Here is a 26537-nt window from a genome sequence, read left to right on the forward strand (position 1 = left end):
CCTTCGTTGGCAAGAGGATGGGTCAGCGCGAGGCGGCGTAATAGGCGAACCGACGTTCGAGCCCGGCCAGCAATTCGTTGAGGGTGAAGGCGAAGCTGAAGAGCACGAGCAGCAGCGCCCAGAAATGCTCCATCAGGAAGTGCGACTGGTAGATCTCGAACAGCGTCCCGAAACCGACGACCGAGACGAGCAACTGCCCGATGACCACGCCCTTGACCGCGCGGATCATGCCGAGCCGGATGCCGGCCAGGATTTCGGGCAGCGCCGCCCAGACATAGATGCGGCTGAAGGCCTGCCAGCGGCTGGCACCGAAGCTGCGCGCCATCTCGATCAGCGAGGGCGAGATGGCGCGGATGCCGGCGCGGGTGTTCAGGACGATGATCCACATCGAGAACAGCACCACGGTCAGCACGATCGTCGTCTCGCCCAGGCCGAACAGCACCATGATCACCGGAACCAGTGCGCTGAGCGGCGCGGAGAGGAAGAGGTTGACCCAGGGCAGGAGCAGCCGGTCGGCGATGACGGAGCGGCCCAGCAGAATCCCGAGTGGGACGCCGATGCCGATCGCGATGATGTTGCCGAACAGGAAAGCGCGGCCGGTGATCACCAGCGCGTCGAGGAACGAAGCGGTCGGCACGATCTCGACGACGCGCCAGACGATGCTGGACAGCGGCGGCAGGATGAAGCCGGCATCGGTATGGCCGACGATCTCCCAGATCACGGCCCAGACGATGAGCGACGTCATCAAGGGCAGGCGGATGCCGGAAATAACCATGCCCGCCCCCCTAATCGAGATAGTGCTTGAGCTGCTGCCAGATCTCCTCGACGACATCGAGGTAGGCGCTGTCGCGCCTGATCTTGTCGGGGTCGCCGTCGCGGCTGATCTTCGGCTCGATCACCGCCGAGACGCGGCTCGGCCGGCGCGAAAGCAGCGCAATCCGGTCCGAGACATAGACCGCCTCCTCGATGCTGTGCGTCACGAAGATGAACGACTTGCCTTCGTTGGCAACGAGCTCGAGCAGCTCCTCCTGGAACTTGCGGCGTGTCTGCTCGTCGACGGCCGAGAACGGCTCGTCCATCAGCACGACCTTGGCATCGACCGCGAGGGCGCGGGCAAGGCCGACGCGCTGCCGCATGCCGCCGGAGAGCTCGTGCGGATATTTCCGCTCGAAACCCTTGAGGCCGACTCGTGCGATGTGGCGCTCGGCGATCGCCTCGCGCTCGCTATGGGCGACGCCGCGCAGCTCAAGCCCGAAGGCGACGTTGCGGATGACACTCGCCCAGGGCATCAGCGCGAAATCCTGGAAGACGAAGGCGCGTTCGGGGCCGGGCCCCTTGACCTCGCGCCCGTCGACGAAGACCTGGCCGCCGGTGGCCGGGATCAGGCCGGCGATGATCTTGAGCAACGTGGTCTTGCCGCAGCCGGACGGCCCGAGCAGCGTCGTCAGCCGGCCCTCGGGAAAGTCCAGCGATATCCCACTGAGCGCTTCGATGCCGCCCGGATAGGTCTTGGAGACGCTCTTGACCTCGACGACCGGCCGCGTGGCGAGGGCGGGGGGAGGGAGCTCGGCCATGTGCCGCGCTGTGGCGTCTGCGACGTTCGGGGTCATGCGCGTCCCTCCGGCCGGAACAGGGTGACCTCGATCCGTTCCAGCAATTCGATGAACAGGACCGAGAAGGCGATGATGGCGAGAATGGCCGCGTACATTTTCGGATAGTCGGCGACCGACTGGTTGTAGGAGATCACGTCGCCGATGCCGGTCGGCGTGATCAGCAGTTCGGCGAGGATGATGCCGATGAAGGCGGCGGCGCAGCCGAGTCGCAGGCCAGCGAAGATCATCGGGCTCGCGGCCGGCAGGATGATGAGCCGGATGCTCTGGCTGCGGGTGGCGAGGAAGGAGCGGCCCATTTCCAGCAGCGATTTCGGGGTGTTGCGGACCGCGCCGAGCGTGTTCAGCACGATGACCGGCATGGCCATGATGCAGACGGTCATGATCTTGGCGGTGAGGCCGATGCCGTAGGCGAAGGTCAGGATCGGGATGAGTGCGGCCAGGGGGGCGGCCTGCGCGATGATGAAGAGCGGCGCGATCAGCCATTCCGAAGGCTCGTGCAGGCCCATCAGCACACCAAGCGCGACGCCGAGCAGCACCGAAACGGCAAGGCCGATGGCGAGGGGGTAGAGCGTGATCAGGAAGGCCTTGAGGAGAGACCCGTCGGCGATGATCGCACCGAGCCCGCCCAGCGTTTCAAGAAAGGTCGGGAAGGCCGGGCTCAAGGGAATCCGCCCGGCATACTCCCAGAGCGCGAATGCCGCCGTGAAGGAAAGCAGACGCAGGACGAGCGGGTGGATCAGGATGTCGCGCCAGCGCCGGGCCGGAGTGTCGCGAAGGCGAGGGAGAGCGGTAGCAAGGTCGGAAATCTGCAAGGGAGGTCACTCCGCTTGAGGCCGCAGCTTGGTCGCATGCCGGATCGTGAGGACCCGGCATGCCGGTTGCCCGGTGAGGGCGAGTGGCGCTAGCCGCCGAGCGACTTGCGTGCCCGCTCGAGCGGCGCGAGATACCAGAAGTCCTCGACCTTCAGTTCCGCCGCCGGCCCCTGCATCTGGCCTGCCTCGGTGTAGAACTCGAAATCGGCCTTCGCGATCTCGGCGTTGCCGCCGGCCGGCGCATAGACGCCTTCCTTGGTCGCCATCGTGTAGAATTTCGTGATGCCCTCGAGCACCTCCTTCGGCTGGTCGGCCATCAGCTTGCGCCTGGCCCGCTCCTGCTCGACCACTGCCGGATTGGCCGCCATCTCCTGCCAGAGCCGCAGGAATTCCGTCACGATGACGTCGACCTGCTGCTCGTTCTTCTTGATCCACTCGATCTGCCCGAACAGGGTCTCGTCGGAAGCGGGGGCGCTGACGCCGGGAAGGACATGGAAGCGGTCGCCGGCCTTCTCGAGCAGCATGTTCTTGTTGGCGAGATCGACGACGGTGGCCTTGATCTGCCCCTTCATCATTCCGATGATCCGGTTCTCGGACCCCGGCACATAGCTGCGTTCGCCGAACTGGATGCCCTCGCGCTTGGCGATGATGTTGCCGATCGCCTCCGTGCCCGTCGCGCGGGCATGGAAGGTGATCGGCTGGCCGTTCATGTCCTTCCAGGTCTTGTAGGACTTGTCGGCGACCGGGAAGAAGACGAGCCGGGTGCCCTGGAACAGCACGCGCAGCGGCGCCTTGCTCTTCTGGACGACTGCGTACGGCGTGCCGATGCCGAGGTCCGCCTGGCCGTTGATCACGGCCTGGATGGCGAGATCCTCCTTCGAGAAATGCGTCACCTGATAGTCGACGCCCTTCTCCTTGGCGCGTTCGAGCGCGATGACCATGGCGAGCGTTTCGGTCGATAGGACGTCTCCCAGCGCGACGCGGACCTTGCTCTGTGCCTGCGCTGCCGGGCTGCCGCCCAGAAGGGCGACGGTGGCCGCGATGGCGGCGGCGAACACGGTGGACAGCCTGCTTCCCAAGGGCTTCATGGTCTGACTCCTCCCAGAGTTCTGTTTGGCTTTTTTGAGCGATCTGGTCGCAACCAATTTTCTTTTGGGCAGTGTCAAATGGTAATTTGATCCTGTCAAGGCCGTGTCTTGGTCTAAAGAGAGCCGATATTGGGGCGTATGCGATGGGTTTTGCGAACCAATTGGCAAAATGGTTGCGTTGACGGAAAATCCGTGGGATCAAGGGGTATCACTCGCCGCCGGTTACGCATGATGGATCAGAAAGTCGCCGCTCCCACCGATGCTGCCCTCCCGGGGGTGCTGACCCAGCTCTACGGGTTTCTGGCGGCTGCCCGGCTGCCCGATGACGGGCGCCTGCCGCCGGAGCGGGAGCTCGCCGAACTGCTCGGCGTGAAGCGCACCGAATTGCGCAAGGGGCTGGCTGCGCTCGAGCGCGAGGGGCAGCTCTGGCGCCATGTCGGCAAGGGGACTTTCGTCGGGCCAAGGCCGCCGCAACTGGCGGACATCTCGGATCTCGCGCAGCGCTGCAATCCGATCCAGGTGATGAAGGCGCGCATAGCTCTCGAGCCGGAACTGGCACGCCTTGCCGCGGTCAACGCGACCGCGGCTGAAATCGGTACGCTGGCAGAACTGAACGCGGCCTGCCGCGCCTCGGCGACCTGGCGGGAATACGAGGCCTATGACGCGCGTTTCCACCACGAGATCGCCGAGGCTGCGCACAACCCGATCCTGCTCGCGCTTTTCGAAACGCTGAACGCAGTGCGTCGCGCCGTTACCTGGGGACGGCCTCGACCGAGCCTGAGCAGCCCACCCGCCGACCACCACAGCTTCGACGACCATGCCCGGATCGTCGATGCCATCGCCCACCGCGAACCCGCAGCGGCAGCCGAGGCGGTGAGGCGCCACCTGCAGAATGTGGAAGACCGGCTGATCGGGCGCTCTCCCTGAGGTCGGGCCTCAGCAGGAGTCTTCCCAGTTCAGCGGATGCGCTGCGCTTCTAGCCGGTGCATCTGCTTGGCGCGCGCGTGCGCCCCGCCTCGCCCGATCTGGCTTCGCGTCGTCTTGTCGCCGAGGATTGCCACGAGGTCCCCCTCCGTGGCGCGATCCTTGGTCAGCGCCGATCGGCTTCGGCGGCCGCGGAGCGACGCTCTCGAGAGCGCCTCAGATGATCTTGTCGACGATCTTGTCGACGAAGGCGGGAACACTGTCCTGGAAGTTGTGCATGGAGCGGCCACCGACCTGATCGGCGTCCATGAACATCCCGACCCCCTTTGCAGCGTAGTGGATGCCCGTCTTCACCCCCGAGGCCACGAGATCCACAGCGCCCGTGATCAGCCCGCCGCCGCTGACGGCGTCGAGGACATCGTCGCTCAGCGGCGCGCCGCGCTCGGAGACCTGGGAGGAGGCGATGTTGAAACCGGTGGTCATGGCAATGTCCTTCGTTCGATGCCTGGAAGCCGATCCCGGGACACCCCGTCCGCTTCCTGATGAAATGAGGTTAGGTCGCGGCAGCTGACATGAACCTTACAGACGGAACTTGCCCGATCTTCCTTGGTCGGGAGGCTCAATCGTCGGCCCTGCGTCCAAAGCCGGCCCATGACAGGAGCACGCCGGGTGCCGGCGGCTCCAACGCGCCATCTGAGCTTTCGGCAGCGGCGGTTTTTGGTCGGGAACCGATCTCGCCTGAAAGCCGCTACCGTCCGCTTTCGGGCGAAGCACCAAGGTCAGCTTGTCGCGCACTGCCGATGGATTGACCTGGCAGGCCGGCCTTGCTCAATTCGCTCGGGCTCGCGCGAATCTGAGCAGGCATGGCCTTCGGCGTCTTCATTCATCGGCACGATTCGATCTATCGGGACAGTCCGGCCGAACATTATCAGTTCCCGCGTCAGTATCTCGGCCGCGTCCAGGCCTGCGTCGGGAGCTGGATCATCTATTACGAGCCGCGCAAGGTGGCCGGCACGCGTGGCTACTTTGCAGTGGCAAAGGTCCAGCAGGTGATCCCCGATCAGGGCGCGCCGGACATGTACATCGCCATCATCGAGCCCGGCAGCTATCTCGACTTCGCCAACCCGGTTCCCTTCACGGATGCTCGGGGCGTGATCGAGCGCGGCGTACTGAATGAGGACGGGCGCATCTCTGGGCGCGCTCAGGCGGCGGTTCGACCGCTCTCACCAGCCGACTTTCACCGTATCACCAGTCTCGGCTTGGACGACGAGGCCCCGTTGCTGCCGCGCGTTGATGCGGATGCGGCATCGAACGGCTTCGCGGAGGAACAGGCGCCGTTTGTGTTCGAGCAGGATCGCGAGCGGGCGACATTCTTGGCCTCCCGGATCGTCCGCGACCGCGTCTTTCGCCGCGTCGTTCTGCGCGCTTACGACGAACGCTGCGCGATCACCGGCCTGAAGCTCATCAACGGCGGCGGCCGGGCGGAAGTCGATGCGGCTCACATCCGTCCCGTCGAGAGGAAGGGGCCTGACATCGTCAGCAACGGAATCGCGTTGTCAGGCACCGCGCACTGGATGTTCGATCGCGGTCTGATCAGTCTGTCCGACGACCTCGACATCCTGATCTCCCGGCAGGCGAACGACCCCGATGGAATACGCAGCTTCATAAACAGGACCGGTCGAGCCCTACCGCCTGTGCGAGCTCACGACCGTCCGCACCCGCATTTCCTGCGGTGGCACCGAGAGAATTGCTTCAAGCAGTGAGGAGGAGGGAGTGCGCCCAGGCGACCTGTGCGCGCCTGAGGCGTACTTGTAACCGCGGTGTAACCACGGGCTTTCGGAACCGTTCAGAACTGGTGCCGAGCCGCCCAGGCCAGAAAAGCAAAAAGCGCCGGGAAACCCGACGCTTGCATGCTTCTCTTAACTTGAGATTGTCTGGAGCGGGCGAAGGGATTCGAACCCTCGACCCCAACCTTGGCAAGGTTGTGCTCTACCCCTGAGCTACACCCGCATCCGAGACATTCATCGCCGCCGCAGCGGCGATGGGCGGCTTATTGCCCATCGCCGCGAGGAGCGCAAGTGCCTTGTTGCAGGAATTTCACAACTCGCTGCCCGGTTCAGCCGGGGGCAATGCCTCGAGCTTGCCGCGGCGAGGGGAGAAAGCTAGGGATTTCCAGCTTTTCCGCGTTTCCAGGGCAAAAATGACCGCGCCAATTTCTCCTCAGGATCTCGTCGCAGCCTTGGATAACCTCGGCATCGCCACCACCCGGATCGACCACGAGGCGGTCTTCACCGTGGCCGAATCCAAGGAGTTGCGTGGCGCGATCAGCGGGCACCACACCAAGAATCTGTTCCTGAAGGACAAGAAGGGCCGGATTTTCCTGGTTTCGGCGCTGGAGAGCACGCGAATCGACCTGAAGCGCCTGCACGAGACTCTCGGTGCGAGCGGCAGGCTCTCCTTCGGCTCGGCCGAGCTGCTGATGGAGAAGCTCGGCGTCACGCCGGGCTCGGTCACCGCCTTCGCGGTGATCAACGACCGGGCGGGAGATGTGACCATGGTGCTGGACGCCGGCCTGATGACCGGCGAGCCGATGAACTTCCACCCTCTGGTCAACACGGCGACGCTCGGCATCGCCCGCGACGACATGCTCGCCTTCCTGCGTTCGACCGGCCACGAGCCGCTGATCGTCGAGCTGCCGGCGCCGCCCGAGCCTTGAGGCGGATGACCTGCACCGGCCATCGCATCAGATGCGCCAGGGGCAATGGACAGAACGGACGAAGCTCCCCATCTATGGGGCGCGGATCGGGCAGCGCTGCCCGGCGGTTTCGGTTGTCCGGGCAATCCCCTAAAAGGCAGGGCTACGACCCTGCCGGCGTGGAGCCCGGCTTGTTGACGAGATGAAGGACGACCCATGCTGGTCAATGGCGAAGCGGCACCGGCCCCCGGGCTGATCAAGGACACGACGACGCAGGGCTTCCGCCAGGACGTCATCGCCGAATCGATGAACCAGCCGGTGCTGGTCGATTTCTGGGCGCCCTGGTGCGGCCCGTGCAAGCAGCTGACGCCGGTGATCGAGAAGGTGGTCAACGAGGCCGGCGGCAAGGTCAAGCTGGTCAAGATGAACATCGACGAGCACCCGGCGATCCCCGGCCAGCTCGGCATCCAGTCGATTCCGGCGGTGATCGCCTTCCAGCGCGGCCAGCCGGTCGACGGCTTCATGGGCGCCCAGCCGGAGGGCCAGATCAAGGCCTTCATCGAGAAGCTTGTCGGGCCGATGGGCCCCGGCCCGGTTGAGGAGATGCTCGCGGCGGCGGGCGAGGCGCTCGAGGCCGGCGATGCCGGCGGCGCGAGCGAGCTCTATGCCGAGGTGCTGGCGCTGGAGCCGGGGAATGTCGCAGCGATCGCCGGCATGGCCCGGCTGCATTTCGACGAGGGCGATATCGAGGGCGCCAAGGGCTTCCTCGCCATGGTGCCGGCCGACAAGGCCGAGGACCAGGCCGTGACGGCGCTGCGTGCCGCGATCGAGCTCGCCGAACAGGCGGCCTCCCTCGGCGACACCGCCGAGCTCGAGACCAGGGTCGCGGCGAATCCGAAGGATCATCAGGCCCGTTTCGACCTCGCTCTCGCGCTGAACGCCCGCGAGCGGCGCGAGGAGGCGGTCGACCAGCTCATCGCCATTCTCAAGGCGGACCGGAGCTGGAACGAGGATGGCGCGCGCAAGCAGCTGCTGCAGTTCTTCGAGGCCTGGGGGCCGATGGACGAGCACAGCGTCGCCGGGCGCCGCAAGCTCTCCACCGCACTCTTCGCCTAGGCCGGAGGGGACCACGTGCAGATGGGCAGGCGCCGATGGGCATGAACGCGGTTTATCACGGGCCCGAGGATTGCCCGGCGGTGATCCCGCTGTTTCCGCTCAGCGGCGCGCTGCTGCTGCCGCGTGGGCAGATGCCGCTCAACATTTTCGAGCCGCGCTATCTCGCCATGGTCGATGACGCGATCCGCACCCATCGTGTCATCGGCCTGATCCAGCCTGAGCCGGAGAACGGTCGGCAATCGACGGCGCCGGCGCTGCTGCACGTCGGCTGCCTTGGCCGCATCACCCAGTTCGCCGAGACGGGCGACGACCGCTACATCCTGACCCTGACCGGCATTTCCCGCTTCCGGCTGGTCGAGGAGCTTTCGGTCACCACCGCTTATCGCCAGGCCAGGGTCTCCTATGATGATTTCGCGGTCGACTTCCAGGCGCGGGCCGGCGAGGAGGCTGTCGATCGCGTGAGCCTGCTCAAGGCGCTGCGCAGCTTCGCCAAGGCCAATGAGCTCAAGATCGACTGGAAGGGCGTCAACGAGGCGCCCAACGAGGCGCTGGTCAATGCGCTCTCGATGATGTGCCCCTTCGGACCGCGCGAGAAGCAGGCACTGCTCGAGGCGCCTGACCTCAGGAGCCGGGCCGAGGTTCTGGTCGCGATCACGGAAATCGAGCTTGCCCGCGGCGGTTCCGATCCGGACACGACGCTGCAGTGAGTGATTTGCGGGTTTTCCCTCCGGCTGTCGTCCCGGGCGACCGGAGGGAGACCGGGGACCCATGCCTGGACGTCTGCCGGAGAGGTTCAGGCAGACGTCCAGGCATGGATTCCGGATCGGCGCCGCTGACGCGGCTTGTCCGGGACGACCAGCTTCCTTTCAGATCAGGTGCTGTCCTTTGAATGTCGCGATGACCCAGTCCGGCGGTGCCGGCAGTTCGCCGGTGACCTATCCGCCGCGGCGCTCGATCGTCGCCTGGATCTTCTTCGACTGGGCGGCCCAGCCCTTCTTCACGCTGGTCACCACCTTCGTCTTCGCGCCCTTCTTCGCGGCGGCGCTGGCTTCCGATCCTGCGCAGGGGCAGGCGCTCTGGGGCTACGCCACCGGCTTTGCCGGGCTCTGCATCGCGCTGCTCTCGCCGCTGCTCGGTGGCATCGCCGACCGAACCGGTCCGCGAAAGCCCTGGATCGCCAGTTTCGGGGCGCTGCTCGTCATCGGCTCCGGCATGCTCTGGTACGCCAAGCCCGGCTCGCCTGCGGCCGTGCCGATCGCGCTCGCCGGTTTCGTCATGGCGACGATAGGGGCCGAGTTCGCAACGACCTTCAACAACGCGATGATGACGCGGCTCGTGCCGCCCGAGCGTCTGGGGCGCCTATCAGGTACCGGCTGGGCCGTCGGCTATCTTGGCGGGCTCGTCTCGCTGGCGTTGACGCTCGGCCTGCTCGCGGCCGATCCGCATACTGGCAAGACGCTCGCCGGCTTTTCGCCGATGTTCGGGCTCGATGCGGCTACCCGCGAGGGCGATCGCTTTTCCGGGCCGCTCACTGCGCTCTGGTTCGTGATCTTCGTCACGCCGATGTTCCTGCTGACGCCGGATACGCCGCGCACCGGCATATCCTTCCGGGAGGCCGCCAGCGGCGGCGTGGCACGGCTGAAGGCGACGCTGGCGGAGCTGCCGAGCCTGCCCGGGCTCGGCCGCTTCCTGCTCGCCAACATGATCTACCAGGACGGGCTCGTCGCGCTCTTCGCCTTCGGCGGCATCTACGGGGCAGGGGTGTTCGGCTGGCAGACGATCGAGCTCGGCGTGTTCGGCATCCTGCTCACCATCACCGGCACGCTTGGCGCCTTTCTCGGCGGCAAGCTCGACGATGCCGTCGGCGGCAAGCCGGTGATCCTCGGCGCCATCGCTTGCCTGCTCTTCGCCTGTCTCGGCATTCTCTCGCTCGGGCCGGGACAGGTCGCCTTCTTCATCGAGGCGACGCCGGCGGCCCCCGGCGATGGCCTGTTCGCCTCGCTGCCCGAGAAGGTCTATCTCGGGCTCGGCCTTCTGATCGGCCTCGTCGCCGGGCCGTTGCAGGCCTCTTCGCGCAGCCTGCTCGCCCGCATCGCCCCGCCGGCGCGGATCGGCGAGTTCTTCGGCCTCTTCGCACTGGCGGGCAAGGTCACCTCCTTCATGGGGCCGACCCTGGTCGCGCTGGCGACGACGCTCTTTGCCAGCCAACGGGCAGGCCTCGCCGTGCTGATCGCCTTCTTCCTCACCGGAGGCTGGCTGATCGCCGGCGTGAAGGTGAAGCGCGGCGGTTGATTCAAGGCGCGGGCGGCGCGACCTGCTCCCTCTCCCCTTGCGGGAGAGGGTTGGGGTGAGGGGTCGCGCGACGCTAGCCACACGCTACCGTGCTGACGGGCGAAACCGTCCAGGACTGCTCGACCCCTCATCCGGCCCTTTGGGCCACCTTCTCCCGCAAGGGGAGAAGGAAGCGCGCCGCGCCTACGGCAGCGCCTTCAGATACCTCACCGGCCGTCCGGGCGCCGCCGACTGGGCGGCGTGGACGATCGCGTTCGCGTCGATGCCGAAATGCCGGTAGAGGTCGGCGACGGTGCCGGTCTGGCCGAAATGCTCGACGCCGAGCGCTTTCTGCTTGTGGCCGTGGACGCTGCCGAGCCAGGCCAGCGTCGCCGGATGCCCGTCCAGCACCGAGACGATGCCGCAATCGCGCGAGAGCTCGCCGAGCAGGCGCTCGACATGGCTGGTGGCGCGATGATTGCCGCGCTGGCGCGCCCGTTCCGCCGCCTGCCAGCCGGCGTTCAGCCGGTCGGCCGAGGTGATGGCGAGCAGGCCGACATCGCGCCGGTCCTCGGCGAGCAGGCCGACGGCCTCGATCGCTTCGGGCGCGACCGCGCCGGTATAGGCGATCACCACCGAGGCGTTCGGCCCGGGCTTCCTCAGCCAATAGGCGCCGTCGATGATGTCGCGCTCCAGCTCCGGCGTCATCGCCCGCTTGGGCTGCTCGACCTGACGGGTCGATAGGCGCAGATAGACCGAGCCGCCGGTCTCGTCGCGCAGCCAGGTGCGCTCGTCCGGATCGCCCTCGCCATCCTTCTGCAGATATTCGAACGACCAGCGCATCATCACGGAAAGTTCGTCGACGAAGGCCGGCTCGAAGGCGCAGAGCCCGTCCTGGCTCATGCCGATCAGCGGCGTCGCGATCGACTGATGCGCGCCGCCCTCCGGCGCCAGCGTGACACCGGACGGCGTCGCGACGACCATGAAGCGGGCATCCTGGTAGCAGGCATAGTTCAGCGCATCGAGCCCGCGCGAGATGAACGGGTCGTAGAGCGTGCCGATCGGGATCAGGCGCTCGCCGAAGATCGAATGCGACAGGCCGAGAGCCGAGAGGTTGATGAACAGGTTCATCTCGGCGATGCCGAGCTCGATATGCTGGCCCTTGGGAGAGAACTCCCATTTCTGCATCGAGGGGATGCGCTCGTCCTTGAAGGTGTCGGCCATCGAGGCACGCGCGAACAGGCCGCGCCGGTTGACCCATGGCCCGAGATTGGTCGAGACGGTGACGTCGGGCGCCGTGGTGACGATGCGGTCGGCCAGCGGCCCGCCGAGCTTGGCGAGCTCGTCCAGCACCTTGCCGAAGCCCATCTGCGTCGACATCACCGGCTGGATGCCGGCTTCCAGCTTTTCCGGCACGGGAAGGGCCGGCGCGCTGTAGCGGCGCCGCCCTTCGGAGAAGAACGGGATCTTGCCGAGGAAGGCGCGGATCTCGCTCTCGGGCAGGTCGAGGCCCTCGAACAGGTCCCATTCATGGCCCGGGCGGACCTTGTTGGCCTGCTTGAAGCCTTCCATCTGCTCCTTGGTCATCAGCCCGGCATGGTTGTCCTTGTGCCCGGCGAGCGGCAGGCCGAAGCCCTTGACGGTGTAGGCGAGGAAGCAGACCGGCCGGTCATGGTCGATCGCCTCGAAGGCCTCGAGGATCGAAGGCAGGTCATGGCCGCCGAGATTGCACATCAGCTTCGAGAGCTCGGCGTCGGAGCGCTTCTCGATCAGCTTGGTCACCGGGCCCTGGTCGCCGAGATCGTCCATCAGGCGCTTGCGCCAGGCGGCACCACCCTGGAAGGTCAGCGCCGAATAGAGCTGGTTCGGGCAGGAATCGATCCAGGCCTTCAGGCGCTCGCCGCCTTTCTCCTTGAAGGCGGCCTGCTGCAGCGAGCCGTATTTCAGGGTGACGACGTCCCAGCCGAAATTGCGGAACATCGTCTCGAAGCGGTCGTAAAGGCCTTCGCGGATCACCGCGTCGAGTGACTGGCGATTATAGTCGATCACCCACCAGGTGTTGCGCACGCCGTGCTTCCAGCCCTCCATCAGGGCTTCGAAGATGTTGCCCTCGTCGAGCTCGGCATCGCCGATCAGCGAGACCATCCGGCCTTCGGGGCGGTCCTTCGCCCAGCCATGCGCCTTCACATAGTCCTGGGTCAGCGAGGAGAACAGCGTCTGAGCCACGCCGAGGCCAACCGAGCCGGTCGAGAAATCGACGTCGTCAATGTCCTTGGTGCGCGAAGGATAGCTCTGCGCGCCCTTGTAGCCGCGGAAGTTCTCGAGCTTCTCCTGCGTCTGCAGCCCCATCAGATAGTTGATGGCGTGGAAGATCGGCGAGGCGTGCGGCTTCACAGCGACCCGGTCCTGCGGCTTCAGCGCCGCCATGTAGAGCGCGGTCATGATGGTGGCGAGCGAAGCCGAGGAGGCCTGATGGCCGCCCACTTTCATGCCGTCGCCATTATCGCGCAGATGGTTGGCGTTGTGGATCGTCCACGAGGCCAGCCAGAGAATCTTCTTTTCCAGTTCGGCGAGAACGGGCAGGCGTGGGTCGGACATCGGGCGCGCTCCTTGGATTAGCGTATCATGCATATTCGCGCTGGCGAAAGCAGCTAAAGACGGAGCTGCGTGCTTCCAGAATTGGCGGGTTCCGCTAATCTTGAGCCGAGGAGCGAACATTCATGCCAAATCCAAAACTCGACGATATCGACCGCCGCATCGTTCAGGCCCTGCAGGCCGACGGACGCATGAGCATTCAGGACCTCGCGGCGCAGGTCGGGCTCTCGCCGAGCCCCTGCGCACGGCGTGTCCGGCTGCTCGAGGATGCCGGGGTGATCAAGGGCTATGTCGCGGTGATCGACCAGGAGAAGCTCGGCCTGCCGGTTTCGGTCTTCGCCTCGATCAAGCTGGAGCGGCAGCGCGAGGAGGAACTCGACCGTTTCGGCGCGGCCGTGCAGCGCTGGCCCGAGGTCGCCGACTGCTATCTGATGACCGGCCAGCGCGACTACCTCCTGCGCATCATCGTCAGCGATCTCGCTGCCTATGAGCGCTTCCTGAAGGACAAGCTGACGCGGCTCGACAATGTCGCCTCGATCGAATCGAGCTTCGCGCTCGGTCAGGTGAAGCGCTCCTTCTCGGTGCCGGTGGAGCTTGGGGCGAGCTGATCAGGGGGCATGGCTGCCCCGGGGTCGGCGGCGTCGCCACTGACGCACGCTGTCTTCGCCTCGGGCTTCACTCGCCGCAAGGCTGCTGACGCCAGGCTGGAACGGAAACGACGATGCTGGAACTGCGCCCGAATTGCGAACTCTGCGACCGCGACCTGCCGCCGACCTCTCTGGAGGCGCGGATCTGCAGCTATGAGTGCACCTATTGCGCCGATTGCGCCGAGCGGGTGCTGGAAAATGTCTGCCCGACCTGCGGCGGCGGCTTCGTCCAGCGGCCGGTCCGCCCGGTCAACGATCTGCGCGGCATCGGGCTCGGCCTCGCCAACCGGCCGCCATCGACCGCCCGCAAGCACTCGCAATGGACGGAAGCGCAGCGCCGCGAGCTGACCGAGCGCCTGCGCGCCGTGCCGCCGCAGGAGCGATGACAGGTGTGCGTTTACCTGAAATGACAGGTGTTTAGAGGCGATTGCGGAATCGATCTCTCAGAGAGGGTTCCTGCCGTGGCGCTAAGGCTATCGTCCCCGCTTCGTCTCCAGGCTCTTGCTCCAGCGCGACAGTGCAAAGCAGATCAGCCAGTAGATCCCGCCGGAGAAGACATAGGCTTCCATGCTCATGCCGACCCAGTTCGGGTCGGCGAGCGAGGCCTGGGCGATGCCGAGCAGGTCGAGGATCGAAACGACGAGGACGAGCGTGGTGTTCTTCACCAGCGCGATGAACTCGTTGGTGATCGCCGGCAGCGAGATGCGCAGCGCCTGCGGCAGGATGATAAACCAGGTCGCCTTCCAATAGGTCAGGCCGAGCGCAGTCGCCGCCTCGCGCTGGCCGGAGGGCAGGGCCTGCAGGCCGCCGCGAACCGCTTCCGCCATATAGGCCGCGATGCAGAAGCCGAGCCCGATCACCGCCCGCGCCAGTCGGTCGACGCCGATGCCCGAGGGCATGATCAGCGGCAGCAGCAGCGATGCCAGGAAGATCACCGCGATGATCGGCACGCCGCGCCAGAACTCGATGAACAGCACGCTGATCAGTCGGATCACCCTGAGCTGCGATTGCCGTCCGAGCGCGAGCACGATGCCGAGCGGGATCGCGATCAGGCTGGCATAGATCGAGATGAAGACGGTCAGCATCAGACCGCCCCATTCGCGCGTCTCGACGGGCCTGAGGCCGAAGCCCCCGGCAAGCAGCCAGACGCCGAGCGGCGGCAGGATGACGAGCGCCGCCAGAGCGAGCTTGAGCTTCAGCCGCTGCGGCGCGAACACCAGCCCAGCGCCTGACAGCGCGAACAGGATGCCGGCGAGATCGGCGCGCCAGCGCTCCTCCTGCGGGTAGAGCCCGTACATGAACTGGCCGAAGCGGGCGCGGATGAAAACCCAGCAGGCCCCGCCGGATGCGCAGTCCTCGCGCGTTGTGCCGCGCCAGGTCGCGTCGATCAGCGCCCAGCGGATGATCGGGATGGCGATCCAGGCGATGAAGAGGGCGAGGACCAGGGTGACGACCGTCGTCACCGGCGTGCCGAAGAGGCGCTCGCGCCAGCTCTGGGAGGTTGCGGTGGCGGCGCTCATCGGGTCACCAGCGCGATCCTGGCATTGTACCAGTTCATGAAGGCGGAGACCGCGAGGCCGATGACGAGATAGACCGCCAGCGTCATCGCGATGATCTCGATCGCCTGGCCGGTATTGTTGAGCGCCGAGCCCATGAACAGGCTGACCACATCGGGATAGGCGATCGCGGCGCCGAAGGACGAGTTCTTCAGCACGTTGAGATACTGGTTGGTCATCGGCGGCGTCATCACCCTGAGCGCCTGCGGGATGGTGACGAGGCGCAGCGTCTGGGCAGGCCGCAGCCCGAGAGCGGCGGAGGCCTCGATCTGGCCGTGCGGCACGGACTGGATGCCGCCGCGCACGATCTCGGCGATGAAGCCGGCCGTGTAGGTCACCAGCGCCGCCAGCAGCGCCACGAATTCGGGGATGACGACGAAGCCGCCGCGATAGTTGAAGCCGCGCAGCACCGGGATGTCCCAGCGCGTCGCAAGGCTCGCCCAGCTCAGGGCCAGCACGGGCACCAGCACGAGCAGGATCAGGCTGACGGCGAGGAGCGGCGCGTCCTGCCCGGTCGCTTCCTTCCGCCGCCGCGCCCAGCGGGCGAACAGCCATTGCGCGACGAAGGCCGCCAGGATGACGCCGAAGGCCCAGTGGAAGTTCGCCGGCGCGTCCGGCAGCGGAATGGTCAGCCCGCGATTGTTGAGGAAGGCAACGCCGAAGACGCTGATGCTCTCCCGTGGCGAAGGCAGCGCGGCGATGACGCCGAAATACCAGAACAGCACGAAGAACAGCAGCGGGATATTGCGGACGAACTCGACATAGGCCCCGGCGAGCGCCGAGACGAGCCAGATCGAGGAGAGGCGGGCGATGCCGATCGCGAAACCCAGAAGCGTCGCCAGCACCAGCGAGACCGCGGTGACGAACAGCGTGTTGGCGACGCCGGCCCAGAACAGCGCGAGGATGTTGTCGGACTGCGTGTAGTTCGTCAGCACGAATGGCACGTCGATGCCGGAGGTGCGCCACAGGAAGTCGAAGCCTGACGCGATGCCGGCCTTGACCATGTTTTCCGAGGCGTTGCGGATGAAATAGACCAGCAGGCCGACGAGGCCGATCAGCACCGCCGCCTGGTAGAACCAGTCGCGGACGCGCTTGTCGTTGATGAAGGCGAGGGCTTTGCTCACGATCGCAGGCTCGCTGGGAAAGGCTGAAGGAGCGGGCCGTCATTCCGGCCGGAGCGAAGCGGAGGGCCGGAATCCATCGCAGGACTCCGGCGCCTTTCGATGGATTCCGGAGCTGCGCCGCGGTGCGGCTTGTCCGGAATGACGGCGCTCAGCTCGCTTGGCCGGGCCGCCCCGCTCTCACTGGAACGGAGGCGTGAACAGCAGGCCGCCCTTGGTCCAGAGCTGGTTCTGGCCGCGCTCGAGCTTCAGCGGCGAGCCCATGCCGACGGTGCGCTCATAGCTCTCGCCATAGTTCCCGACCTGCTTGATGACCTTGTACATCCAGTCGTCGGGCAGGCCCATCATCGCGCCGAAGCCCCCCTCGGCGCCGAGCAGGCGGCGGACCTCGGTGTTCTTCGAGTTCGCCTTCATCTCGTCGACGTTCTTGGAGGTCACGCCGAGCATTTCGGCGGCGATGGTGCCGTTCAGCACCCAGCGCACGATCAGCTGCCAGCGCTCGTCGCCCCAGCGCGTCACCGGCCCCTGCGGATCGTTCGAGATCGGCTGGGTCAGGATGACGTGCTCGTCCGGCACCTTGAGCTTGGCGCGCTGGCCGGCGAGAGCGCCGACGCCGGCGGTGTAGGCGTCGCAGCGGCCGGAATCATAGGCGGTGATGGCGTCGTCGTTCTTCTGGAAGTTGGTGATGGTCACCTTGAGGTTGCGCTCGCGGAACCAGTCGGCGGCGTTCTTCTCCTCGGTCGAGCCGGCGGCGACGCAGATCGAGGCGCCGTCGAGATCGGCCGCGGTCTTGGCGTTGGCCTTCTTGCGGACGATGAAGGTCTGGCCTTCGTAGAAGTTGATGCCCTGGAAGTTCAGGCCGAGCGTCGCATTGCGCGAGAAGGTGATGGTCGAATTGCGCGAGAGCAGGTCGACCTGGCCCGATTGCAGGATCGGCCAGCGCTGCTGCACCGAGGTCGGCGTGAACTTGACCTTGGTCGCGTCGCCGAGCACGGCCGCAGCGAGCGCCTTGCAATAGTCGACGTCGAGGCCGGTCCATTCGCCCTTGTCGTTGGCGAAGGAGAAACCGGGCAGGCCGAGATGAACGCCGCATTCGATATGGCCGCGGGCCTTGACCGCGTCGAGCGTCGGGCTCGGCGCGAGCTGCTGGGCGAGCACCATTGAGGCGCTGCCGGCGAGGATGGCCCCTGCCAGATAGATGGTCTTCATGTCCTGTTCCCCTGCGTCCTTAGGCGTCATGCGCGGCGCTGGGGCTGACTATGCAACAGACGCACCAAGAGAGGTAGGGGGGACGATAGGCGTAGCTGACGTCCAGCGTCACCAGCCGCGCTGGGCCTTGATCGCCTTCTTCTGCATGTCCTTCTGGGCCCTCCAGTAGTCCATCTGGCCCTGCCGCTGCATCTCGTAATAGTCGCGGATCCGCTCCTTGCGGGAGGTCGAGTTGCGGTAGTCCTTCCAGTCGTAGTGGTCGTCATGGACATCGTCGTCGTCGCCGAGAGCGTCGAGGAAGTTCTTCAGCAGCGAGCGGGCCGGTTCGACCGGCAGGGACTGCGCGCCGGCCGGGAGCGGCGCGAAAGCAGGCGCGGCGATTGCGGCCGGCGAGGCCACGATGAAAGCGGCCAGGCTCAGGATCAGGGCAGGGCGGAGCATCATGTCGGGCATCCTCGGTGTCGTCGGCATTACTGGGCCGGGGTGCGGTTGAAGAGATGCGGCAGCTCGGGGCTGAGCCAGCGCATCTGCGTGATCCTGCCGTTGTTGTCGGGCTCGAAGCGCAACCGGGTGAAGGCTTCGCCGCCGCTCATCGCTGCGGGACCCGCGAAGTCGCCGACCGGGGCGAGCGTCGCCGAGAACAGGAAGGGGTCGTCCCGGCTTGCCGTGAGCAGGCCGATGGCCTCCGTCGTTTCCAGCTTCATCTGCAGGTTGCCATTGACCAGGGAGACCGTCGCGTCGCCGAGAATCGGCGAGACGTAAGTCCCGGCGAGGGCGGCGGCATTGGCCGGCAGCGGCCCCGGCACGAAGCCGGCGGCCTCCTTGAGGGCGGCCTCGCGCTTGGCCTTCGAGGCCGCGGCGCCGAGCGCGATGTTGTCGACGGTCGGATTGCCGAGGACGCGATCGTAGAACCACATCGCCAGCGAGTCCGGCATGCCGGTGTTCTCGAGATTGGTCAGGATGACGATGCCGGTCCTGGCATCCGGCAGGAAGCCGGCATGCGCACCGAAGCCCGAGGTCCCGCCATTGTGCCAGATGATCCGGCCGCGCGGGGTCGCGCTGGCGACCCAACCGACGGCATAGGCCGTGCGCTCGTTCATCGCGACGCGCGGGGTCCAGGTCACGTCGAGATTCTCCTCGGAGACGACGACCTTGCCGTCGAAGATGCCGCGGCCGAGCTGCAGGCGCAGCCATTTGGCCATGTCGGGCACGTTCGAGTTCAGCGCGCCGGCCGGCCCGAGCGCATAGGGGAAGGCGGGATGGAACGGCACTGCGATGGGCGCGGCGTCGAGCCGGTGACCCATGGCATGGTCCGGTGCTTTCTCGATTGCCTCGGCGGTCGCCGTGGTCGCCGCCATGCCGAGCGGGTCGAGCACGCTGCGCTTCAGCGAGGCGAACCAGGACGGCGTGCCATTGGCCTTGGCGACGATCTCGCCGCCGACGACATGCGGGATATTGAGATAGCGGAAATCGGAGCGGAAGGCGCCGAGCTGCGGGGCTACCCGTAGCGAGCGGATCAGCGTTTCCTTGTCGAAGCCGAGGAAGGCCAGCGCGTCGTTGACATAAGGCGTCAGCCCGGAGCGCTGCGCTGCGAGATCGAGCACGCGGAAGTCGCGGGTGATCCAGGGGTCCGAGAGCTGGAAGGCGGGATGGTGATCGATCACCGGGTCGTTCCAGCCGATCCGGCCGGCATCGACGGCCTGCGCCAGCGTCACGCCGAGAAACGCCTTGGTGGTCGAGCCGACCTGGAACAGCGTCTCGGCGTTCACAGGCTCGGGCTTGCCCTGCGCCTTGATGCCGAAGCCCTTGGCGTAGATCAGCTTGTCGTCGTGCACGATGCCGACGGCGATGCCGGGCACCGAAAAGGCCTTCATGCCGGCGGCCACCTGCTTCTCCAGCTCCGGCAGCAGTGCCTCGATCGATGCCTGGCTCGGCTCCTGCGCCTGCGCGCCGCTGACCGCCAAGGCGCCGGCGAGCGCGAGGCCGCGCAGCACGGGTGTTCCGAGGAATCGCTTCATCCAGTCGCTCCAGGGTATTGAAAAAGGCCGAGAAATCGCGGCGAGGATACGCTGCGGGCCGGGCAGGAGGCCGCAAGCTCGCATGGTCTTGTCTGCCGTTAGGTAAACAGAATCGGGAGATTCTGACCAGATTGCCGTGACGGGCCGGTGTCACCCTGGCAGGAAGGCGAGCCGGCCATCGGCGTCGCGTACGATCTCGACCGCGCTGCCATAGAGCGCGACGAGATTGTCCTGGGTGAGCAGGGCGGCAGCCGGTCCGCTGGCAAGTGCCCGCCCATCGCGCAGCAGCATCACCCGGTCGGCATAGCGCAGCGCCTGGTTCGGATCGTGCGTGGTGAACAGCACGCCGAGCCCTTCCGCCGCGAGCCGGCGGATCTGCGCCATGACCTTGCCCTGGTTGCCGAAATCGAGGCTGGCGGTCGGCTCGTCGAGGATGATGTAGCGCGGCTCCTGCGCCAGGGCGCGGGCGACGAGCGCGAGCTGCCGTTCGCCGCCGGAGATCTCGGTATACGGGCGCTCCGCCAATGCCGCGATGCCGAGCCGCTCCAGCATCGCCCGCGCGACGGTGCGGTCATGGGCCGAGGGGGCGGCGAAGAGCCCGGCATGGGCGGTGCGGCCCATCAGCACCATCTCGGCCACCGAGAAGGCGAAGGTGCCGGCATGAGCCTGCGGCACATAGCCGAGTGCTCGCGCCCGCGCGCCGGCGCCGAGCGTCTCCAGCGCTTGCCCGTCGAGGCTGAGGCCGCCGCCACGGGATGGCAGCAGCCCAAGCATGGTCTTGAGCAGGGTGGTCTTGCCGTGCCCGTTCGGGCCCAGCAGGGCCATGACCTCGCCGGCCTGCAGGGCAAGCTCGATGTCGCGGCCGATCTCGCGCGCAGGGTAACCATAGGCGAGGGCGCTGGCGGCAAGGCTCACGACCAGCCTCCGCGGGCCGAGGCCAGCAGCCAGATGAAGAAGGGCGTCCCGACCACGGCGGTGAGGATGCCGAGCGGCGTTTCGACCGGCGCGGCGGTGCGGGCGAGGGTATCGATGGCGAGAAGATAGCCGCCGCCGAGGATCGCGGCCGTCGGCAGCAGGCGGCCGAAATCGGGTCCGACCAGGAAGCGCGCCAGATGCGGCACGACGAGGCCGACCCAGCCGATGATGCCTGCGGCTGCGACGCTCGCCGCAGTCACCAGCGTCGCCGCGGCAACGATCGCGATGCGCAAGGGGCCGGTGGCGAGGCCGAGCGCGCGCGCCTCCTCCTCCGGCAGCGACATCACGTTCATCCGCCAGCGCAAAGCGAGCAGCACGCCGGTTCCGAGCAGGACAGGACCCAGCAACGGCACGAGGTCGGGCCTCGCGGTACCGGCGAGGCTGCCGAGCAGCCAGAAGGTGATCGCCGGCAGCTGATTGTAGGGGTCGGCCCAGTATTTGATCAGGCCGATGCCTGCCCCCAGCAGCGAGCCGACGACGACGCCGGTCAGCACCAGCACCAGCACCGGATCGCCGCGCCTGATCGTCGAGCCGACCGCATAGACGGCGGCGACCGCGACGAGCCCACCGGCGAAGGCGGCGAGCTGGATCGCCAGCAGGCCGAGCGAGAAATAGATGCCGAGGACGGCACCGAGCGCCGCGCCGGAGGAAGCGCCGAGAATGTCCGGCGAGACGAGCGGGTTGCGGAATAGGCCCTGGAAGGCGGCGCCGGCGACGGCGAGCGCCGCGCCGCACAGGATCGCCGCGAGGACGCGGGGGCCCCGAATATTCCAGATCACCGTCTCGATCTGCGGCGGCAGGGCCGAAGGCGTACCGGTAAGCCAGGACCAGATCGACCGGAGGATATCGCCCGGGCTGACTGGAAACCGGCCGAGCGCGAAGGCGGCGATCACGGCGAGGCCGAGCAGTCCGAGGGCGATCAGGTTGCCGCGCAGGGAAGGTGATGCCAAGGGGTTATCCCCGCCCCGCAAGCACGCGGTCGAGCTGCGCCTCGCTCGGCGTCACCTGATAAAATAGCGTGTGGAAATTGCGGGCGAGCGGGCGGATCTCTTCCGGAAACTGCGCGGGATAGAGCAGCTTCGCCAGCCACCAGAGGCCGATCATCCGGTTGACCGAGGGCGGAAAGTCGACCCAGCCGAAGGGCAGCTTCGGCGAAAGATGCACGCGGCCCTCGCTCACCGCCCTGACCCCGGCCCAATTCGGGTCGCTGCGCACGTTTTCGGCGAAGGCAAGATCGATGGTGACGATCACATCCGGGTTCCAGCTCAGCACCTGTTCCAGCGAGACCTGGGCGAGGCCGCTGCCCGGTTGCTCCGCGGCGACATTGCGAGCGCCGAGGAAGGACAGGGTCTCGACATTGATCGAGCCGCCGAGCCCGGTTTCCAGCCCGCGCGGGCCGCGGGCGTAGTAGACGCTCGGCCGTTGCTCCGCCGGGATCGCGGCAATGCGGCCGCTTATCGTCGCCATCGTCTCCTCGCACCAGCGCGCCAGCGTCTCGGCACGCTCGCTGCGACCGGTCAACTGGCCGAGGATGCGATAGCTCGCCGGAATCTGCGCGAAACGTCCGTCCAGCAGCGCATAGGGAATGCCGGTCTGGCTCTGGACGCGTTCGGCGAGCTCGACATAGGTGCGGCCCGTCGAGCCGGAATCGATGATCAGATCCGGCTTGAGCTGCAGCACGGCCTCGAGATTGGCGCTGTTGCCGCGGCCGGTGATGCGGCCGATCTCGGGCTTGTCGCCGATGCCCGGAAGCAGGAATTCGCGCTCCTCGGGCCGGTTGGCGCGCGGCCAGCCGAGCAGCAGATCGGGGGCGAGCGTGTAGATCTGGATTGCGGCCGGCGGCCCGGCCGGGAAGATGCGCTCGACCTTGCCCGGGATCGGCACCTCGCGCCCGGCACCGTCGCGAACGGTCGCGGCGCGGGCGAGGCGCGGCGCCGCGAGGACGGCCCCTAGACCGGCGAGCAGGGCGCGTCTGTCAGGACGCAGCATGTGATTTCTCCGCCCGGGCGGCAGAATGCGGGCAGCGCCAGGGCTTGATGTCGATGAGCGGGGTGCCGTCCAGGCAGTCCAGCCCGCGCACCAGCAGGACGCCATCCTCGACGCCCTCCAGCTTCACCCGCGACAGGGCGATCGGATTCGGCCGGACCGGCGAGCGCAAGGCGAAGGTGCCGGAGACGGTGCCGCCACGTGGGGTTTGCGTCAGCAGATCGCGCCGCGCCTCGTGCATCCAGTAGAGGATGTCGAGCTCGTCGAAGGCCTCGATGCCGAGCAGCGCCGGGCGAAAGGCCGGGTCGAGCTCGATCCGGCAGAGCGGCCCATCCTGGCTGCCGCGGCGCGGGCACTGGTCGCGCTTCGCGAAAGGCGTGCGGATGCGGCCGATGAAGACGAGATGCGCGTCGCTGCGTTCGGGCAGGGGGGCTTCGGTCTCGCCCGGCCGCGTCGCTTGCCAGTCCATGGCCGCCGTCCTGTTCCGTTCAAGGTTCGCCACGCGGCAGTCCAGGCGCCGAGAAGCCATGCCTCGCCAGGATCGTCTGCCCTGCCGGCGACAGGATGAACATGGCGAGCCGGTAGCCATTTGGCGAGGCCGTATCGAGCACCGTCAGCCCGTAATCGGCGCCGACCGCGAGCGCCGGCGGCAGGCGGACGAGCCGGATTCCCGGCTGCTCCTGCGCCAGGGGCTGGGCGTTGGTGCAATAGGCGAGGAAGATATCGGCCTCGCCGCTGGCGATCTTGTGGCCGTAGACATTGACGCCGGCCGGCGCCGGCATGCTGGTCGCGCTGCCGGTGAGCTGCAGCGCCTTCGCTTCGAGGGCAGCTCGGGCGCCCGCCTTCACCGCCTCGGCGCGGGCGAATACGGCGAAGGCATAGTCGCCGGACGGGTCGGCGCGCGGCGTCGAGGTGCCGAGCTTCACCTTGGCATCGAGCAGGCGATCGAGCAGGGTCTCGCTGGTCACGGCAAGGTCCGGCCGGACGAAGGCGCAGAGCTCGTTGCGGGCGAAGAGCACGACCGGCCCGGCACGGTTCGCCCGTACCAGTGCCTGTGGGTGCTCCATATTGGCGGAGGCGAAGACCTCCGCCGCCTCGCCCTTGGCGATACGGTCATGCAGCAGGCCGGAAGCCCCGTAGACGGGCTTCACGGCAAGCTTCGTCTGCGCCTCGAAAGCATGCGCCACCTCGGTCAGGGCCCCGCGCAGGCTGCCGGCCGCATGCAGGAGCACCGGCTCCTGCGCCGCTACGGTCCCGGCCATCAGGCAGACAAGTCCGGCGAGCGCGAGGCGGCGCACGACGTCACGCCCCGGCCTGCCCGGCGTTGGGGAAGAAGAGCTGCTGGCCGTCGATCTTGTAGTCGGCGATCGCCTTCTGGCCTTCCGGGCTGGTCAGCCAGTCGGCGAAGAGCTTGCCGTCGTTGAACTTGACGTGCGGGTGCTTGGCGAGGCTGACCGACATCACGCCGTACTGGTTGAACAGGCGCTTGTCGCCCTCGACCGAGATCACGAGGTCGCCGCGGTTCTTGAACGAGATCCAGGTGGCGCGGTCGGAGAGCACATAGGCGTTCATCGCGCCGGAGGTGTTGAGGGCGGCGCCCATGCCCTGGCCGATCTCGCGATACCACGGACCCTTCTGCGCGGCGATGTCGATGCCGGCGGCCTTCCAGAGATTGAGCTCGGCGGCATGGGTGCCGGATTTGTCACCGCGCGAGACGAAGGGCGCGCCCTTCTCCTGGATCTTCTTCAGGGCGGCGACGATGTCCGTGGTCCCGGCAACGCCGGCCGGATCGGATTTCGGCCCGATCAGCACGAAGTCGTTGTACATCACCGGACGGCGCTCGGTGGAGAAGCCCTCCTCGACGAATTTCAGCTCCTGCGCCTTGGCATGGACGAAGACGACGTCGGCATCGCCGCGCCGCGCGGTGTCGAGCGCCTGGCCGGTGCCCTGCGAGATGACGCGGACCTCGATCCCGGTCTTGTCCTTGAAGATCGGCAGGATGTGGCCGAACAACCCGGAATCCTGGGTCGAGGTCGTCGACGCCACGGTGATGAAGCGGGTTCCGGCGGGGGCCGTCGCGGCCGGCGGCGCCGCGGCGGGAGCCTGCGCGAGGGCATGGCCGGAAAGGCCCAGGAACAGCCCGGCGGCGATGAGGGAGCGGCGGTGGATCAATGACATTGTTTCATCCCCTTGGTTTCTGTCGGACATGTTCCTTCAGACCTCGTTATGCCGCGCCACTCTCCGGCCTGGCCTTTGGCTGGCCGGCAAAGAGCTCCGCGGCGCCCCGAAGGACGGCTCGGCGCGCTGCGAAGCATCCTTCGAGATCTGTCTGCCACCGCTCCTCGGAATGAGGGCGGAGGCTGTGACGGGCGGCGCGCGGTATCACCACAGCAGCTCTCCCGCCAGGAAGGCGCGCGCCTCGGCCGATTGCGGGCCGGCAAAGAAGCTCGCGGCAGCCGCGTCCTCGACGAGGCGGCCGCGATGCAGGAACAGCACCCGGTCGGCGAGGCGGCGGGCCTGGCCGAGATCATGGGTCGACATCATCACCGTGATGCCCTCGGCGACGAGGACGGTGAGCAGTTCTTCGATCTGGCGCGTCGCGGCGGGGTCGAGCTGCGAGGTCGGCTCGTCAAGAAACAGCAGTTCCGGCCGCAGCGCCCAGGCGCGGGCGATGGCGAGGCGCTGCTGCTCGCCGCCGGAGAGCAGCCGTGCCGGCTGCGCCGCGCGCTCCGCGAGGCCGAAGCGGGCGAGCGCCTGCTGCGTGCGCGCCTTGCGCTCCGCACCTGCCGTTCCGGACGCCGCCAGCGCATGGGCTATGTTGGCCTCGACCGAGCGGCGCAGCATGATCGGCTTCTGGAAGACCATGGCATGGCGTTTGGCCTGCCTTCTGGCGGCGTGCTGGCCACCCGGCGCGTCCGCCCAGCGCACCGTCCCGCGGCTCGGATTCAGCAGGCCGTGGCAGAGCCTGAGCGTCAGCGACTTGCCGGCGCCATTGGGGCCGAGCACCACCGTCAGGCCGCCGGCGGGGATGACGAAGCTGTTCGGCTCCAGCAACTGCTTGCCGCCGCCGGAGAAGGAGACGGCGTCGACGGTGAGCGGCAGGATCGAGGTCGCGTCAAGCATGGCGCCTATCCCGCATAGCGTGCGCCGATCCGGCTCGCGCCGAAGGCGACGGCGTTGATGGCGAGCGTCAACGAGAGCAGGACGAGGCCGAGGCCGAGCGCCAGTGGCAGGTCGCCCTTCGACGTCTCCAGCGTGATCGCCGTGGTCATGGTGCGGGTGTAGCCGGCGATGTTGCCGCCGACGATCAGCACGGCACCGACCTCGGCACTGGCCCGGCCGAAGCCGGCGAGCAGGGCGGTCGCCAGCGAGAAGCGTCCGTCGAAGAGCAGCGTCGGGATCGCCCGCATGCCTTCGAGGCCGACCGAGCGGAGATGGTCGCGATACTCGCCCCAGAGGTCCTCGATCACCTGCCGGGTCAGCGCGATCACGATCGGCAGCACCAGGATGACCTGGGCGATGATCATCGCTGTCGGGGTGAACAGCAGGCCGAGCGGCCCGAGCGGTCCGGAACGCGACAGCATCAGGAATACGGCGAGGCCGGCGACGACCGGCGGCAGCCCCATCAGCGCGTTCAGGCAGACGATGATCGCCGAGCGGCCGGGAAAGCGCGCCAGTGCCAGCGCCGCACCGAGTGGCAGGCCGACCAGCGCCGCGACCGCGACCGCGGTCAGCGTCACCCGCAGCGACAGGCCGACAATGCCGAGGAAGTCGGGATCGAGCCCGACCACCAGCGCAAAAGCCGCCTGGAATACTGCGCCGACCTCCACACCCCGCTCCCGCCAATGCCCGCATCCGATTGCAAGCATTTGCAATTGGTAGAGTTCAATGCGACCAAAAGCCAATCTCGT

27 protein-coding genes and 1 tRNA gene are annotated in these 26537 nt (G+C 67.2%); 8 read left to right on the forward strand and 20 right to left on the reverse strand.

Annotated features, from left to right (window positions below):
- Positions 1-22 precede the first annotated feature (22 nt).
- The 4 genes from AC1REK_RS19130 to AC1REK_RS19145 all read right to left on the reverse strand — a co-directional run bounded on the left by AC1REK_RS19130 (position 23) and on the right by AC1REK_RS19145 (position 3513).
- A complete protein-coding gene (locus AC1REK_RS19130; RefSeq protein ID WP_327523865.1) occupies positions 23-775 on the reverse strand; it encodes an ABC transporter permease in 753 nt (250 codons plus the stop codon).
- A gap of 10 nt (positions 776-785) precedes the next feature.
- Complete coding sequence (locus tag AC1REK_RS19135) at positions 786-1574, reverse strand: ABC transporter ATP-binding protein (protein WP_492269122.1); 789 nt, start codon at positions 1572-1574, stop codon at positions 786-788.
- Positions 1575-1606: 32 nt separating this feature from the next.
- A complete protein-coding gene (locus AC1REK_RS19140) occupies positions 1607-2425 on the reverse strand; it encodes an ABC transporter permease (protein WP_492268833.1) in 819 nt (272 codons plus the stop codon).
- Between the two features lie 89 nt (positions 2426-2514).
- Positions 2515-3513: an ABC transporter substrate-binding protein gene (locus AC1REK_RS19145; protein WP_492268832.1), complete on the reverse strand. Its 999-nt coding sequence runs from the start codon at positions 3511-3513 to the stop codon at positions 2515-2517.
- Positions 3514-3741: 228 nt separating this feature from the next.
- Here AC1REK_RS19145 and AC1REK_RS19150 point away from each other — a divergent pair, with 228 nt between their 5' ends.
- Positions 3742-4440 (forward strand): FadR/GntR family transcriptional regulator, encoded by a 699-nt coding sequence (locus AC1REK_RS19150; RefSeq protein WP_492273814.1) that lies wholly within the window; start codon positions 3742-3744, stop codon positions 4438-4440.
- Between the two features lie 213 nt (positions 4441-4653).
- Here AC1REK_RS19150 and AC1REK_RS19155 read toward each other — a convergent pair whose 3' ends face one another.
- Positions 4654-4920: a hypothetical protein gene (locus tag AC1REK_RS19155; protein WP_327523869.1), complete on the reverse strand. Its 267-nt coding sequence runs from the start codon at positions 4918-4920 to the stop codon at positions 4654-4656.
- Between the two features lie 380 nt (positions 4921-5300).
- On the opposite strand from AC1REK_RS19155, the gene AC1REK_RS19160 reads away from it, so the two are divergent.
- The gene (locus AC1REK_RS19160; RefSeq protein ID WP_492268830.1) at positions 5301-6200 is read left to right on the forward strand and encodes an HNH endonuclease; all 900 of its coding nucleotides are present in this window, start codon (positions 5301-5303) and stop codon (positions 6198-6200) included.
- A 172-nt stretch (positions 6201-6372) separates the two neighbouring features.
- On the opposite strand, the gene AC1REK_RS19165 is transcribed toward AC1REK_RS19160, so the two are convergent.
- Positions 6373-6447 (reverse strand) — tRNA-Gly (locus AC1REK_RS19165).
- 190 nt (positions 6448-6637) lie between these two features.
- On the opposite strand from AC1REK_RS19165, the gene AC1REK_RS19170 reads away from it, so the two are divergent.
- The 4 genes from AC1REK_RS19170 (at position 6638) to AC1REK_RS19185 (ending at position 10540) form a co-directional block, all read left to right on the forward strand.
- Positions 6638-7153 (forward strand): prolyl-tRNA synthetase associated domain-containing protein, encoded by a 516-nt coding sequence (locus tag AC1REK_RS19170; protein ID WP_492268829.1) that lies wholly within the window; start codon positions 6638-6640, stop codon positions 7151-7153.
- 195 nt (positions 7154-7348) lie between these two features.
- Positions 7349-8248 (forward strand): thioredoxin, encoded by a 900-nt coding sequence (gene trxA / locus AC1REK_RS19175; protein ID WP_492268828.1) that lies wholly within the window; start codon positions 7349-7351, stop codon positions 8246-8248.
- A 35-nt stretch (positions 8249-8283) separates the two neighbouring features.
- Positions 8284-8955, forward strand: a complete 672-nt coding sequence (locus tag AC1REK_RS19180; RefSeq protein WP_492268827.1) for an LON peptidase substrate-binding domain-containing protein — start codon at positions 8284-8286, stop codon at positions 8953-8955.
- A 190-nt stretch (positions 8956-9145) separates the two neighbouring features.
- On the forward strand, positions 9146-10540 hold the full coding sequence (locus tag AC1REK_RS19185) for an MFS transporter (RefSeq protein WP_492268826.1): 1395 nt from the start codon (positions 9146-9148) through the stop codon (positions 10538-10540).
- A gap of 183 nt (positions 10541-10723) precedes the next feature.
- Here the strand turns inward: AC1REK_RS19185 and AC1REK_RS19190 are convergent, their stop codons facing one another.
- Positions 10724-13117: a thiamine pyrophosphate-binding protein gene (locus AC1REK_RS19190; protein WP_327524256.1), complete on the reverse strand. Its 2394-nt coding sequence runs from the start codon at positions 13115-13117 to the stop codon at positions 10724-10726.
- Between the two features lie 122 nt (positions 13118-13239).
- Between AC1REK_RS19190 and AC1REK_RS19195 the strand changes: the two genes are divergently transcribed.
- Positions 13240-13722, forward strand: coding sequence for an Lrp/AsnC family transcriptional regulator (locus AC1REK_RS19195; RefSeq protein WP_492268825.1), 483 nt, complete (start codon positions 13240-13242; stop codon positions 13720-13722).
- Between the two features lie 113 nt (positions 13723-13835).
- Positions 13836-14147 (forward strand): DUF1272 domain-containing protein, encoded by a 312-nt coding sequence (locus AC1REK_RS19200; RefSeq protein ID WP_492268824.1) that lies wholly within the window; start codon positions 13836-13838, stop codon positions 14145-14147.
- An 87-nt stretch (positions 14148-14234) separates the two neighbouring features.
- Here AC1REK_RS19200 and AC1REK_RS19205 read toward each other — a convergent pair whose 3' ends face one another.
- From AC1REK_RS19205 to AC1REK_RS19265, 13 genes are all read right to left on the reverse strand, one after another.
- Positions 14235-15281: an amino acid ABC transporter permease gene (locus tag AC1REK_RS19205; protein ID WP_492268823.1), complete on the reverse strand. Its 1047-nt coding sequence runs from the start codon at positions 15279-15281 to the stop codon at positions 14235-14237.
- Positions 15278-16441: an amino acid ABC transporter permease gene (locus tag AC1REK_RS19210; RefSeq protein WP_492268822.1), complete on the reverse strand. Its 1164-nt coding sequence runs from the start codon at positions 16439-16441 to the stop codon at positions 15278-15280. The genes AC1REK_RS19205 and AC1REK_RS19210 overlap by 4 nt, the downstream gene beginning before the upstream one ends.
- 177 nt (positions 16442-16618) lie before the next feature.
- Entirely contained in the window at positions 16619-17647 is a 1029-nt protein-coding gene (locus AC1REK_RS19215) for an amino acid ABC transporter substrate-binding protein (protein ID WP_492268821.1), read from the reverse strand.
- A gap of 108 nt (positions 17648-17755) precedes the next feature.
- Positions 17756-18091: a hypothetical protein gene (locus AC1REK_RS19220; protein ID WP_492268820.1), complete on the reverse strand. Its 336-nt coding sequence runs from the start codon at positions 18089-18091 to the stop codon at positions 17756-17758.
- A gap of 26 nt (positions 18092-18117) precedes the next feature.
- Complete coding sequence (locus tag AC1REK_RS19225; RefSeq protein ID WP_492268819.1) at positions 18118-19665, reverse strand: serine hydrolase domain-containing protein; 1548 nt, start codon at positions 19663-19665, stop codon at positions 18118-18120.
- 150 nt (positions 19666-19815) lie between these two features.
- Positions 19816-20580, reverse strand: coding sequence for an ABC transporter ATP-binding protein (locus tag AC1REK_RS19230; protein ID WP_492268818.1), 765 nt, complete (start codon positions 20578-20580; stop codon positions 19816-19818).
- Positions 20577-21590, reverse strand: coding sequence for a FecCD family ABC transporter permease (locus AC1REK_RS19235; protein ID WP_492268817.1), 1014 nt, complete (start codon positions 21588-21590; stop codon positions 20577-20579). The genes AC1REK_RS19230 and AC1REK_RS19235 overlap by 4 nt, the downstream gene beginning before the upstream one ends.
- A gap of 4 nt (positions 21591-21594) precedes the next feature.
- Positions 21595-22629: an iron ABC transporter substrate-binding protein gene (locus AC1REK_RS19240; protein WP_492268816.1), complete on the reverse strand. Its 1035-nt coding sequence runs from the start codon at positions 22627-22629 to the stop codon at positions 21595-21597.
- Positions 22616-23095: a tRNA (N6-threonylcarbamoyladenosine(37)-N6)-methyltransferase TrmO gene (gene tsaA, locus AC1REK_RS19245; RefSeq protein ID WP_492268815.1), complete on the reverse strand. Its 480-nt coding sequence runs from the start codon at positions 23093-23095 to the stop codon at positions 22616-22618. Before tsaA ends, AC1REK_RS19240 begins: the two co-directional genes overlap by 14 nt.
- Positions 23096-23114: 19 nt before the next feature.
- Positions 23115-23924: a molybdate ABC transporter substrate-binding protein gene (locus AC1REK_RS19250; protein ID WP_492268814.1), complete on the reverse strand. Its 810-nt coding sequence runs from the start codon at positions 23922-23924 to the stop codon at positions 23115-23117.
- A 4-nt stretch (positions 23925-23928) separates the two neighbouring features.
- Positions 23929-24804 (reverse strand): ABC transporter substrate-binding protein, encoded by an 876-nt coding sequence (locus AC1REK_RS19255; protein ID WP_492268813.1) that lies wholly within the window; start codon positions 24802-24804, stop codon positions 23929-23931.
- 204 nt (positions 24805-25008) lie between these two features.
- A complete protein-coding gene (locus tag AC1REK_RS19260; protein WP_492268812.1) occupies positions 25009-25749 on the reverse strand; it encodes an ATP-binding cassette domain-containing protein in 741 nt (246 codons plus the stop codon).
- Between the two features lie 5 nt (positions 25750-25754).
- The gene (locus tag AC1REK_RS19265) at positions 25755-26456 is read right to left on the reverse strand and encodes an ABC transporter permease (protein ID WP_390893526.1); all 702 of its coding nucleotides are present in this window, start codon (positions 26454-26456) and stop codon (positions 25755-25757) included.
- Between the last annotated feature and the right edge of the window lie 81 nt (positions 26457-26537).

The organism is Allobosea sp. GW823-FHT02B03, from assembly GCF_058797755.1.